Below are 12,863 nucleotides of genomic sequence, written 5' to 3'. Positions count from 1 at the left end.
CGGCGCCTTCCACATCGGCATCACCGTCACCGCCAAGACCCTCCTCGGCCTCGACCACACCCCCGGCACCAGCGTCGACGGCCGCCTCGCCCTCGACCCCGCCCTCGTGCGCGAGCTCGCCACCACCGACGGCACCCTCTTCAGCCGCCTGCTCACCGACCCCCTCGGCGGCATCCTCGAGGCCACCGAGCTCGGCCGCTTCCCCACCACCCAGCTCGAACGCGCCCTCGTCCTCGCCGACGGCGTCTGCGCCTTCCCCACCTGCAACGCATCAGCAGCCAACACCGACACCGACCACGTCGTCCCCCACTCACGCGGCGGACCCACCCGAGCCGACAACCTCATCCACCTCTGCCGCCGCCACCACGGCTACAAGACCCGCGGCCGCCTCACGACGTCGTTCGCGCCCGACGGCACCCACCACTGGACCCTGCCCACCGGCACACGAGCGCCCTCACGCGTCCACCTCCACAGACGACACCAGACCCTGCCCAACACCGAGAAGCACCGACACCGACCAGCCGTCGAGCTCGTCTGGGCCAGCACATGACGAAGGGCCTCGATCAGCAGTGCGCTGATCGAGGCCCTTTCTCTGGTAGCGGGGACAGGATTTGAACCTGTGACCTCTGGGATGATCAGGTCCGATTCCCGCTACTTCTGAATGTCAGTGGTCAGCTTTGGTTGCCTCGATCTACACGGAGATCGGTTGGCTGCCGACGGTCCCACTGTACCTGTCGCTTCCGGTCGCCTCGGTCTCGATCGGGGTGTTCGTGATGGGTTTCCGATGGGCACTCCGATGGCGCGGTTCAAATCGTGAGACGTCGCCAGACGAAGTTGCGGTGCTTGTTGTCGCCGGTCGTCTTCGGTTGTCTCGCACTGTCTTCCGACAGCTCTGCGTCACCGACGTCGGCCAGGAATCCACGGTTGACACCGCCGCGACCGCGGCGCACCTTCGATGCATGACCTCCCTCGTTGTCGGCAACAACAGTGCGCTGATTGCGCCGGTGTTGGACGCAGCAGTCGATGACGCGGGGCGTACGGTTCCGAGGACTCCTCGGGACCGGGGAAGCGGCTCCGTTGATTCCCCGGAGCCGGACGGGGTGTGGGCCGTCAGGCAGGTCCTCCGCCTGGCTCCGGCGACTCGCCGGGACCGAGCAACCGGTGCCGGTGACTCACCCGAACCGGGTGATGGGTCCGGCCGATGCGCGGGTCATGGAGGCGGCAGGCACCGTGGTCGTGACTCACCACCACCGTCAGAAGAACCGGAGGTCACACGGTCCCGCACCGGGTGCGGGACCGTGACGCAGTCCCGCCGGGTGACGCGGTGCCGCCGAATCAGCGGCGCCGCGCCGGCCCGGTCCTCCGGATCGAGTCACCGCAGGTCACGACGGCTGTGGACCGGGCGCACAGCCGTTGAGGCGCTCGGTGAGCAGCTTCACACTGAGTGCGTCGACGCCGAAGGTCTTGAGGCTGTCCAAGGCGTGCTCCGCGCGCTCGACCAGCTCGTCGAAGCCGACATCGTCGATCGGGTACGTCGCTGGTCCGACATCGTTGGTGATCACGTCCAAGTCGATCAGCAGCCGCTCGTAGGCGGACGAGTCCACCGAGGCGGCCGCATCGGCGAGGGCGGCCAGGCATGACCGTGCCTCGGCGAGGGCGACGGCGTGAACAGAAAGCACGACACGAGCCTGAACCGGGGAGGCCTTGTGCGCCGCACTTTGCCCAATGCCCTGTGGACAACTGCGAGCCGCGTCAACTCGGTGGCTCGATTCAGACCTGTCAGTAGTCGTTCAGCACAGCAAACATGCCCTGCAGGCCGTCAGGGTCGACGCGGAGCGCGAGGAGAACGTGTGCCCGGACGACGAGTTCCAAAGTGGTCACCAGCTCCCGCAGAGCGAACGGACCATAGCCTCGTGTTCCGTGCGAAAGATCATTGCGCAGAAGGCGAAGCGCATCGGGCCAAGTGCCATCGAACCCGTCACGCCCCTGCATCTCAGCGACCAGAGACGCGGACGCCAGTTTGCTCTCCGCGATCTCGGGGACCAACCCGATCGCCCACGTCAGCGCCTCGCGGAGCTGGGGGTCCAGCCGGGAACGGAGGTGCTTCTTGATGAACCGCTTCGTGTCCGGCGGCAGGCTGGATTCATCGATCAGGGTCAGATGTCTCGTTCTGGCCTCCACGAATCGGGCTCGATCCTCGGCGATCTTGTCGACGTGGACGTGGCCGTAATGTCCCTCAATCGCCTGCAGCAACAGGAGGAAGCGGTGCCTCGGGTGGTCGCCAGAGACGCCGGCGAGGGAGGTGTACGTCTCGAACAGTGGCGATCGGCTCGCGACCTGCCTCCTCCACGACTCGACCAGAGCAAGGAGGTCTTCGCTCTCCGGGCCGATGCGGATTGCCGGCCTGACGTCCCTTCCGTTCCACGGCTTCGACGCGTACGGCATCTGGGTGATTCCAGATCCGAAGAGCTGAAGGCGCCTCTCCTGCTCATGGCCGCTGCTCGGGGTCAACTCCACGTAGGTCAGAGACGCTGCTTCGCCCGCAATGACTGTCATGAGCCCTGTCAACGGCTCGAGCCAGCTAGAAACGATCGAGGCGAAGGGCAATCCGGTTGGCAGGTGGATCTCGCCGACCGGCGCGTAGCGGACGTACAGCTCATAGGGGTCGGCGGTTCTGGCTCGGGCGTCGAACCCGACACTGAGCTTGGCGCCGGACGCCCCTGCCCACTCGTGGTAGCGGGACGTGCGCTCGCGGACCCACCACTCGAGCGCCTCGCCGGGCTTTGGCTGAGGCAGCTTGGTCTCGGCAAGTGGCGCGTAGTCGATGACTCGGTCGAGGTGGATCGTCTGCAGCCGGATCTTGGAGAAGCTGTCCGCGAAGTCCGACTGGGGGAACCCGACGAGCGCCGCCCGGGCCGAGAAGCTCGACTGCTCCGGGAACAAGGTCGTAACAGAGACATCAAGCAGGACTAGCTCTTGATTGTTGCGCAACCTCCCGCGCAACACCGGATACGAGGATCGCTGCGGGAAGGTGGCGACTCCCGTCAGGACCTCGTGCGGGAGGTATCCGAAAAGGTTGCCGCGGGGCGGCCTGTTGCCGCCAACCAGTTCGACCTCTCCCGCAACCTCACGGGTCGAGCCGTCGTCGTCCGGCAGGTTGATCGTGCAGGCATAGTCGCCAGGCTCGAGAAGCAGTTTCAGCCCCAGTGACGTGTCGCCCGCCATCAGTAGTACTCCCGGACGTAGCCGAGCGCCTTCTCGAAGACGTCGTTGTCGCGGATCTTGAACTGGACGTACAGCGTCGACCGCAACGCCTTGCGGACTTCCTGATCTCCTCGGATCGTCGACTGCCAGCCCTCGAAGCGCACGCCACGGACAACCTCATCGATCCGGTCTACGACGTTCGCGACAATGATCGGAGTCTCGTCGCCCTTGAGCGCGTCGAAGAGCTCGGTGAGGGCCGCCCGTCCCTTTTCCTCTCGAGGTACCTCGTTGACGGCCTTCTCCGCCGCGACGGTGTCGCGCGCCAGCTCCAGCAACTCTCGGAGGAAGTCGAGGCTTGACTGCTGGATGTCGGCGTACCTCTCACGTAGGGTATTCAGCCGCTGCCCGAGCTCGACAAAAACCGGGTTGGTGAGATGGCGGGCGATCCGCGCGGTGATCTGCTTCTCGATCTCTTCGGGCGGCACGTCCGTGCGCTTGCCAAGCATCAGGTCCTCGATCGTCTGCGAATCCAGCACGATCGTCTCGTCGCCTTGGGGGATCTCCACCTGGACGTGCTCATTGATCAGGTCGATTGTCTTCGCGCCGAGCGCGTGCCACACCAGCCGGCCCACAATGTCGGCGGGCCGCACCGACTCGTAGACGTCGGTCAGCCATCGATAGTCATCGCGGTAGGGAGCCAGCATCGGGTCCGGGCTGAGGGCCTCCCATAGCTGGGACACGATGCTGTACGCCAAACCAAATGCATCCTTCGTCGCGTCGTCTGCGATCGCCGACTGCGCCTGCACGAGTCCCTCATAGCCGCCGACAGTCCGGTCCACGCCGGGGAAGAACGAGAGCGCGGACGCGATGGCCGGCGCGAGCTGCTGCTTGAGCTCCTCGATGTTGGAGATCACCTGCTGCACCGACTTCTCGTCGAACGCCAGCGACTTGGCGACATCGTCGAAGATGCCGAGGTAGTCGACGATCAGACCGTGGGTCTTGTTCGGCGGGTACACCCGGTTGGTGCGGGTGATCGCTTGCAGGAGCGTGTGCTCCTTGAGCGGCTTGTCGAGATACTGGCAGTAGAGGATCGGGGCATCGAAGCCCGTTAGCAGCTTAGCGGTGACGATGATGATCTTCAGTGGGTCGGCGGGGTCATTGAAGCGCGCGACGACCCGCTCCAGCTCGTCGGCACCCGGCGTCCACTGCGCCCAGTCTGCCGAGTCACCGCGCGACTTCGACATCACGATCGTGGACGCGTCAGGGCCGAGGTGCCGGTCGAGCTCTTCCTTGTAGGCAACGCACGATGCCTTGTCGTACACGACGACCTGTGCCTTGAAGCCTTCCGGCTCGACCTTGGCGCGGAAGTGGTCGGCGATGTCGGCGGCGATCTTCGCGATGCGCGACGGGGTCTTGATCAGGACCTCGATCGACGCCGCCTTCTTCGACAGGGTGATCTTCTCGTGCTCGGACAGGTCCCGGTCGACGGCCAGCTCCTCGAAGGCGGCGTCGATGGCGTCTTGGTCGATGTGGATCTCCGACAGGCGCGGTTCGAAGTGCAACGGCAGGGTGGCGCCGTCGCGGATCGAGTCCTGGAAGGAGTAGCGCGACAGGTAGCCGCCCTCGTCCTCCGGAGAGCCGAACCACATGAACGTGTTGCGATCACGTTTGTTGATCGGCGTGCCGGTCAGGCCGAACAGGAAGGCGTTGGGCATGGCCTCGCGCATCTTCTGTCCGTAGTCGCCCTCCTGGGACCGGTGGGCTTCGTCCACCATCGCGATGATGTTGTCGCGGGTGTCCAGCACGCCGGGCGCTTCGCCGAACTTGTGGATGGTGGTGATGATGACCTTCCGCGCACCTTGGCTCAGCAGCGTCTGCAACTGAGCGCGTGAGTCCGTCGACACCAGTCCGGGTACGTCGGAGGCGTTGAAGGTGCCGGTGATCTGCGTGTCGAGGTCAATGCGATCGACGACGATCAGGATTGTCGGGTTGGTCAGTTCGGCCATGGCTCGCAGCTTGAGCGCCGTGAAAACCATGAGCAGCGACTTGCCTGAGCCTTGGAAGTGCCAGATGAGGCCCTGCTTGATCTTGCCCAGCAGCACGCGCTCGACGATCAGATTGGTCGCCTGGAACTGTTGGAAGCGAGCGATGATCTTGATCTTGCGGTGCTTCTTGTCGGTGGCGTAGATCGTGAAGAACCGCAGGAACTCCAGCACTGCTGCGGGCTTCAGGACGCCCTCGACTGCCTCTTTGACGGCGACCAAGCCGATCGTGGCTGGAGCGTCGTCGTCGGTCGCTTCTTCACGCCAGGGACCCCACAGTTCGACGGGCATCCCGACGGTGCCGTAGCGGAGGTCCTTGCCTTCGGTGGCGAAGGAGAAGACGTTGGGTACGAAGAACTGCGGCACGCTCTGTTCGTAGTCGTCGTGCACCTGGGCAGCGCCGTCGATCCATGTGTACGCCGCCCGGATCGGCGTCTTCGCCTCCCCCACGACGAGCGGGAAGCCGTTGCACCACAGCACCAGATCGAAGCGCTTCTCGACCCGCCCCTGCTTGAAGGTGACCTCCGTCGAAATCACCCACTGGTTCGACGAGTCGTCCTCGAGGTCATCGAAGTTGATCAGGCGGACGGTCGTGTGCTCGCCGTTCGGTCCGAACGGCATCGACTTCTGTCCGGTCAGCCACGCCATGAACTCCTCGTTCGCGACCACCGGGTGCGGGCTGGTGCGCGCGGCGATGAGGAGCGCCCGGAGATTGTAGATGACTTCGTCGGCCTTGGCCGGGTCTGCCGCGATCTCCGGGTTCAACCGGATGAGCGCCGCCTTGACCAAGCCTTCAAGCATCACCTCATCGGTGCGCCGCGGGAGCTCGTTGCCTGCCAGAGACTGAACGTGGATCGACTTCACCAGGTCTCGGACGAAGTCCCGAACCGAGTTGGCCTCGTTGAACTGGGCCATCAGTTGCCTCCAAAAACGGTGGTCGAAATGGCTGAGCGAAGAGCGGCGAGAGTTCCACGCTCCGAATCGATACTTGTCATGACGTTCGAAAGCTCTCGCATCTCATTCACGATCGATCGCCGCAAAGCAGCATCCGTCGACCATGGGATTTGCTGCTCGTTAAGCCAGCGCACTGCAAGGTTGCCCAGGCCCACCGACCCAGACGCCGCTTCGCTCATCCGCTCTTGCATCGTCGGTTCGCTCAAGACCCAGTACAGGTACTCCCGATTCGCGGGATCCAGCGACCTCATGAGGAACTGAAACGCGGAGACAGCGTGCCCATGCGCCGCCACCGGCGGCAGGTACACGTTCCCGATCCGCTGCCTGTTCCCGTTCGTCCGGATTAGGACCAGACTTGAGCCGTCAATCTTGCCGACGCTGTCGGCGAGGCCCTTGACGTGACCGACTCCGCTTAGATCGATCGTGCCGTCCGGCTTGGTGTTGGGGATGCCGAGCACGGGCACCGATCCTTCAACGGGAACGTCATTGACAGCGGAGGCAGCGAACGATGGGCCCGACCGCGTAGTTGCGACCTCGCCAAGGCGGATGGTGGCCGGCATCTCCGACAGCCTGTGCCGAACGAAGTGTCCCAAGGTGGCCTGGACCGCGTCCCGCTCGGCGTTCATTGCTAAGAGATGGCGCTGCACACCCCAAAGGAGGTCGGCGAGGCGCTTCTGCTCGTTAAGGGGCGGGAGGTCGAACTCGAAGTTGGCGAGGTCGCGCCAGTTGGTGCGGGGCGAGAGCGACCCTGCCGACGTGTCGAGTGCGTGGTCGAAGAACTCGTTGGACTGGACCAGGAACGGCAGGAACTCGCCGAGCATCTGGGACTCGTCTGCCTCGAAGGTGTAGATGTCACCGGAGCAGATCGCCTCGAACTCGGCGTAGGCGACCTTGCGCTGATATGCGCGACGCTTCCCGAACAGCGTCTGGCCCGGCTTCACTCTGCGGGTGAAGGTGGTGCCATCCTCGGGCGATCCCCAGCGGCTGATCTTCAACTCGCCAGGGTCCATGTGCTCCATTGCGATAATCCGGTCGATTCCGGCGGCGTCGGCATCGCGCACTGTCTCGTTCACGTTGTCCACGACGTCTCCGAAGGAGACCCTCTTCCATGTGGACTTGTCTAGGTCGAGACTCATGTCGACACCTCCGTTTGCAGCATGGTCAGGACATCGGCGACGGCGGCCTCGGCCTGGGCGGCGGCCGCCCGCCAGTCAGCCAGCGCTTCGACTACGTCGATCTGCTCGGCGGCATCGGCTGCCTTCGCGCCTGCGACGTACAGCGGAATCGCCAGGCTAAAGCCCTTGCCGGCGATCTCGTCGAGCGTGGCGACTGCGGCGAACCGGTCGACGTGGGTGAAGCCCGTGTAGGCGTCGAGGATCTTCCTCTGGTGGGAGTCGCGTAGGAACGAGCTGGCCTGCTCACGGGCGACTTCGTTGATCGCGTTGATGAACAGCACCTTGCCCTTGCGCTCGGCAGGCTTGTTGGCGCGCAGCGTGATCACGACGGCTTCCATCGGCGAGTTGTAGAAGAGGCCGGCACCGAGCCCGAGGACGCACTCAACGAGGTCTGACCTCACCATTGCCTCCCGCAGTGCGGCCTCCTCGCGGCGGAAGAGCACACCGTGCGGAAACAGGATCGCTGCTCGTCCTGTCTTGGGGTCGAGGCTTTTGGCGATGTGCTGGAAGAAGGCGTAGTCGGCGCGGCCCTGGGGCGGGACGCCCCAGAGGTTGCGGCCGTACGGGTCGTTGGTGAACGCGTCTCGGTTCCACGCCTTGATGGAGTATGGCGGGTTGGCCAGCACGACGTCGAAGGTCTGAAGTCGCCCCTTCGCGTCGTGGAAGGCCGGCCGCGACAGGGTGTCGCCGTGGGCGATGTGGCCATCGGTAACACCGTGCAAGAACAGGTTCATACGAGCGATAGCCGAGGTCCCGTAGTTGAGCTCCTGGCCGTAGAGACGCAGATTGCGCCATTCCTTGCCTTGGCGCTTCAGCTCCGCAGCAGTCGAGATCAGCATGCCACCGGTGCCGCACGTCGGGTCGTAGACCGACTCCCCCGGCTGTGGTTCCAACATGAGCGTCATCAGGTGCACGAGCGTGCGGTTGGTGTAGAACTCCTGTGCCGTGTGGCCGGAGTCGTCGGCGAACTTCTTGATCAGGAACTCATACCCGTTGCCGAGCTCGTCTTCGGGCAGGTTCGCGAGCGACAGCGTCTTCGTGGAGAAGTGCTCGATCAGGTCGCTGAGCGTGGAATCGGGCAGGAGGTTCTTGTTGCCCCAGTCGCCGTCGCCGAACACGCCAGGCAGGGTGTCGGGGTTGGCGGACTCGATTGCGCGCATGGCCTTGAGGACTGTGCTGCCGATGTCGCTGGTGACGGAGCGGATGTCGTCCCAGTGGCAGCCGTCGGGGATGGCGAAGCGGTGGTTCTCGGGGAGGTCAGCGAGCTCCTCGTCGCCGTAGACCTCCATCGCTGCTGCGTGCTCCTCGTCGTAGACGTCGGAGATCCGCTTCAGGAAGACCAGCGGGAAGATGTACTGCTTGTAGTCGCCTGCGTCGATGAGTCCCCGGAGGACGACGGCGGCGCCCCACAGGTAGGCCTCCAGTTCGCGCTGCGTGATTCGCTTACTCATGCTGACAGCCCCCACTTAGCCAGTTCTGCTTCCAAGGCCGAGCGAGTCTCCGTGGCCCTCGCGTGGGCAACTTCGAGGTCGGCGAGTGCTTGATCCAGCGTTAGCCGCTCGCCGGTGTTGGCGGGCGCGACGTAGAGCGGGATGTTGAGGTTGTAGTCGTTGCCGGCGATCTCGTCGACGTCGACGACACGGGAAAGGCCGTCGATGTCGCCGAAGGTCTCGTAGGCGTCGACCAGCTGCTGGGAGTGCTCGGGCTCCAGGGTGTTCTGGTTGCGACCCCTCTTCATCAGGCGCTCGCCGTTGATGAAGAGGACCTTGCCCTTCTTGTCGGGCTGCTTCTGGTGTCGCAGGACCAGGACGCAGGCGGCCAGGCCTGTGCCGTAGAACAGGTTGGGTGCAAGGCCGATGACGGCATCGACGACGTCGGACTTGAGGATGTGGGTTCGGATCCTTGCCTCTGCACCCTGGCGGAAGAGCGCTCCCTGAGGCAGGACGACGGCGACGCGGCCGGTCTTGGACCGGGCGGACGTGAGCATGTGCTGCACCCACGCCCAGTCGGCGTAGCCCTTCGGCGGGACGCCGCCGAGACTGTTGCGGCCCCACTTGTCGGAACCCCATTCGGATTCGCCCCAGTTCTTCAAGGAGAAGGGCGGATTGGCGACGACGCAGTCGAACTGCGCGAGGCGGTTGCCGGTGAAGAACGCGGGGTCGCGAAGCGTGTCCTCACGGACGACCTTGAAGTCCTCAACGCCATGGAGCAGCAGGTTCATGCGAGCGATTGCAGAGGTGGCGAGCACCTTCTCCTGGCCGTAGAGCTTGCCCCACAAGGTCTTGGGGCTGCCGCCGGCGGCCTTCACGTGCTCGATGACCTCGATGAGCATGCCGCCGGTGCCGCAGGCCGGGTCGTAGACGCTTTCGCCGTCGACCGGGTCGAGGATGTTGATGAGCAGGCCGACGACCGAGCGGGGGGTGTAGTACTCGCCAGCCTTCTTGTTGGAAGCATCGGCGAAGCGCTTGATGAGGTACTCGTAGGCGTTGCCGAACACATCTGGGGCGACGTTGGCGTTTGAGAGCGTTTTGGTCGAGAAGTGCTCGATGAGGTCAGCGAGCTTGCGGTCGGGCAGCTTATCTTTGTTCGTCCAGTTCGCGTTGCCGAAGATGCCGTAGAGCGTCTCTGGGTTCGCCTTCTCGATCTCGCGGAACGCGGTCAGCAGAGCGCTGCCGATGTTCTCGGTGTGGTTGCGCACGTCGTCCCACAGGTTGCCAGCAGGGATGGCGAAGCGGTGGTTCTCGGCGAAGGCCGCGAACTCGTGATCACCGCCTGACTCCTCCAACGCTTCGGCAAACTCCTCGAGGTAGACGTCACTGATCCGCTTGAAGAACATCAGCGGGAAGATGTACGCCTTGAAGTCGGCCTGGTCGATGCTGCCGCGAAGCAGGTCCGCCGCCTTGGCGAGGTATTGCTCCAGCTCGGGCAGGGTGATGCGGTGAGTCACTTGGCTCCCTCTGAATCGACTGGGCCATCGTGGTCGGTCTGTCCGACAGAAAGGTCTGGATTGGCGAGATTTGCGTTGTACCGAACGGCGTCGAGGAGTGCCGATCCAACGGTGCTTGCCTCCCTGGCTAGGTGCGCCGAATGCTCGTGGAGCAACTGGATCGAGAGGACCGCTAGTTGAAGGTCACGCTGTTCCGCTAGGGGAACGAGCGGGACCTCGAGGTCCTTGATGGACGCACGCTGGATCGTGGTACCGCCCTGGAACCGCTCATTCCAACTGCCAGAGAGTGCGATGGCGAGATATCCCGGAGACAGCACGTCACGATCGCGTACTCGGAGTCGATAGACGCCGGTTGACGGTAGGTGGCCGCCCACATCATCGACTCGGGCTCTGATGGTGTTCATCGTCGTGACCAAGACGTCGCCCTCCGTCGTCAGTTCCGGGTAGTCGGCGTACTCGCCATCGATCCCCACCTCGCGCAGCGTGTCGTCGCGAACGTCCGCGGCCGTTGCGAGGCGCTCGCGAAGCTGTGCAGGCGCGTCCTGGTAGCGGTCCTTGGGACGCCCCATCCGCATGTCCAGTACTCCCTGATCGATGAGTTCGCCCACGGTCATGACCCGCGACTTGGAGAAGCTCGCAAAGTGCTCGAACGACTGGAGAACGTTCTGCAGCTTCGACACGGTTTCGGTGATCGCCGACCAACCGTGCTGGTAGGCGTAGGCAACGTCGCTCGGCTCTCGCTCGGTGCGGTCTACCCAACGTTGAGGGGTGAGGACTGACTCCGCAGCAAGAACGTCGGTTATCGCGACTTCCACCTGCGGGATGCCTTCACGCGCGCTCGCATCGGTCAGCCATACGGCGACCTCTTGCTCTGGTGCGACGGTCTCGGATGCATCGATGAAGAGGATGTGCTCGGTCGCAGACTCACGGACGGGGCGACGGAGCACCCACAGCGCCAACGGTATCGACGTGTGCGGCAGGAGCTTGCCGGGGAGGCCAACGATTGCCTCGACGCACCCGCGCTTGACGAGCTCAGTGCGGATTCTCCCCTCTTCACCACCGCGAAACAGGGTGCCTGCGGGACTCAGCACGTACGCCCGACCGTCGTCTGCGAGGTGGGCGACGGCGTGTTGCAGCCATGCGGTGTCCGCCGATGAACGTGGCGGCGCACCGAAGTCGAATCGAGCGTCGGTCAATCGGCGGGAAGCGTCTAGCCGAAGGCCAAAGGGGGGCTCAAGAACGACGACGTCGGCGCGCAAACCTGGATCGATGTCCTCAGCCAGAACGTCGGTAGGCGTGAGCTCCAGGTCGACGTCATGCAACGTCGCCCGCTGGGCAGCGACCTGAAGGGCGCGCCGGTCGATGTCGTGCCCAATCATGCGATCAGGGCGGGCCCCCAGCCGCACAGTCTCGAGAAGTGCCGCCGCAATCCCACATGCCGGGTCATACAGGACGCCGCCGGGCCGCGCTGCCGCGAGGTTCGCCAGGAGGGTAGTTGTGCGCGAACCAACGAAACCGGAGTTGGCGCCGAGCTTGCCCTGCGAACGGGCCAGGCGCTCAAGTGCGAAGTCGGCTGCGGCACCGAGGTCGGAGATCGCGATCCGTTCGACGGCCTGCTTCACCAGCGAAAGAGTCTTCTCATCGACGTTCGGCACCCCGGTCGGGGACTCGCTCTCATTCTTGCGTGCCACCGCGAGCGACAGTACGAGCTCGGCCGCATCGTCGGCACTCAACCGGTCACGGAGGAGATTGAGCGCGGACCAAACATCCATCTCGCCGCTCTCGCCGGCTCTCGGCCGAACCGATTCATTCTTGGTCTTGCTCGCGTGCCGCTCAAGCCACTCAGTTACCTCGCCGCGAGAGAACAGTGGCTTGCTCGGCGTGCCGGCCACGGGGGCAGGGAAGGTCTGAGTCCGCTTGCGCCAGTTGCTGACGGCGCCACGTGAGACGCCCGCGATGTCGGCGATGTCGCTCGGTGACACAAGGCCCTCGTCACGGTTGTGGATCACGCCGCACCCCCGAAGCCGACCGCCAGTCCGTCGAACAGCGAGGTGCGCGCGGCTGCGAAACTCAGGCGCTTCGAACAGCGGCCGGGATGCGCCACGACCGTGACGTCAACCCCTGCCGCGGCAAGCGCCGAGACGGTCTCCGCGAAGATGCCGTCGCCGGAGACGAGGACCACCTCGTCGAACCGTTCATGAATCCGTTCCTCGGTAAGGACGTCAAGCAAGGCGAGGTCTGCTCCATCCTGTCCGGAGCGGACGACCAAACGCGGGCCACGCCAACCGAGTCCGGTCGACATGACGCCCACGTGGCTCGTGCCGATCACGACCTGCTCGGACCCGTTCAACCCGGCGACCTGCTCGATAGCCAGGTGGGCACCTACAGCCTGCTCAGTCGTCACGACTGCTCCTCCGACCACGTTCTCGATGTCCACAACCACGAGGCGACGGCCCCGCAGCGAGCGCTTCTTCCGCGGGAGCGCAGCCGCTGTGTTTGTAAACACTACTCTACCTATCTGTCAATGTGAATCCGATTGTC

9 protein-coding genes are annotated in these 12,863 nt (G+C 64.5%); 1 reads left to right on the top strand and 8 read right to left on the bottom strand.

Going from position 1 to position 12,863, the window contains the following annotated elements; genetic code table 11:
* Positions 1-550: HNH endonuclease (locus tag ABD213_RS08350; protein WP_344326856.1), on the top strand; the 550-nt coding region annotated here is incomplete at its 5' end.
* Positions 551-1,382: 832 nt separating this feature from the next.
* On the opposite strand, the gene ABD213_RS08345 is transcribed toward ABD213_RS08350, so the two are convergent.
* The 8 genes from ABD213_RS08345 to ABD213_RS08310 form a co-directional block, all read right to left on the bottom strand.
* Positions 1,383-1,679 carry a hypothetical protein gene (locus ABD213_RS08345; protein WP_344326854.1) on the bottom strand — a complete coding sequence of 99 codons (297 nt, stop codon included), beginning with the start codon at positions 1,677-1,679 and terminating at the stop codon, positions 1,383-1,385.
* A gap of 100 nt (positions 1,680-1,779) precedes the next feature.
* Positions 1,780-3,225 carry a hypothetical protein gene (locus ABD213_RS08340; protein WP_344326852.1) on the bottom strand — a complete coding sequence of 482 codons (1,446 nt, stop codon included), beginning with the start codon at positions 3,223-3,225 and terminating at the stop codon, positions 1,780-1,782.
* Complete coding sequence (locus ABD213_RS08335) at positions 3,225-6,161, bottom strand: type I restriction endonuclease subunit R (protein WP_344326850.1); 2,937 nt, start codon at positions 6,159-6,161, stop codon at positions 3,225-3,227. The genes ABD213_RS08340 and ABD213_RS08335 overlap by 1 nt, the downstream gene beginning before the upstream one ends.
* A complete protein-coding gene (locus tag ABD213_RS08330; protein WP_344326847.1) occupies positions 6,161-7,336 on the bottom strand; it encodes a restriction endonuclease subunit S in 1,176 nt (391 codons plus the stop codon). Before ABD213_RS08330 ends, ABD213_RS08335 begins: the two co-directional genes overlap by 1 nt.
* On the bottom strand, positions 7,333-8,841 hold the full coding sequence (locus ABD213_RS08325; protein WP_344326845.1) for a type I restriction-modification system subunit M: 1,509 nt from the start codon (positions 8,839-8,841) through the stop codon (positions 7,333-7,335). Before ABD213_RS08325 ends, ABD213_RS08330 begins: the two co-directional genes overlap by 4 nt.
* Positions 8,823-10,322 (bottom strand): type I restriction-modification system subunit M, encoded by a 1,500-nt coding sequence (locus tag ABD213_RS08320; protein ID WP_344326843.1) that lies wholly within the window; start codon positions 10,320-10,322, stop codon positions 8,823-8,825. The genes ABD213_RS08325 and ABD213_RS08320 overlap by 19 nt, the downstream gene beginning before the upstream one ends.
* Positions 10,319-12,331 (bottom strand): N-6 DNA methylase, encoded by a 2,013-nt coding sequence (locus ABD213_RS08315; protein WP_344326841.1) that lies wholly within the window; start codon positions 12,329-12,331, stop codon positions 10,319-10,321. The genes ABD213_RS08320 and ABD213_RS08315 overlap by 4 nt, the downstream gene beginning before the upstream one ends.
* Positions 12,328-12,726 (bottom strand): NYN domain-containing protein, encoded by a 399-nt coding sequence (locus ABD213_RS08310; RefSeq protein WP_344326839.1) that lies wholly within the window; start codon positions 12,724-12,726, stop codon positions 12,328-12,330. Before ABD213_RS08310 ends, ABD213_RS08315 begins: the two co-directional genes overlap by 4 nt.
* Positions 12,727-12,863: the final 137 nt, after the last annotated feature.

Origin of the sequence: Aeromicrobium halocynthiae (genome assembly GCF_039531385.1) — a bacterium.
Taxonomy (GTDB): Bacteria; Actinomycetota; Actinomycetes; order Propionibacteriales; family Nocardioidaceae; genus Aeromicrobium; species Aeromicrobium halocynthiae.
The sequence above is the reverse complement of the archived record's forward strand: the minus strand, read 5'-3'. Positions and strand labels throughout refer to the sequence as shown.

Bases quoted from the DNA above. Each gene is read 5' to 3' on its own strand.
- ABD213_RS08330 (WP_344326847.1), bottom strand. From the start codon at position 7,336: ATGAGTCTCGACCTAGACAAGTCCACATGGAAGAGGGTCTCCTTCGGA.
- ABD213_RS08335 (WP_344326850.1), bottom strand. From the start codon at position 6,161: ATGGCCCAGTTCAACGAGGCCAACTCGGTTCGGGACTTCGTCCGAGAC.
- ABD213_RS08340 (WP_344326852.1), bottom strand. From the start codon at position 3,225: ATGGCGGGCGACACGTCACTGGGGCTGAAACTGCTTCTCGAGCCTGGC.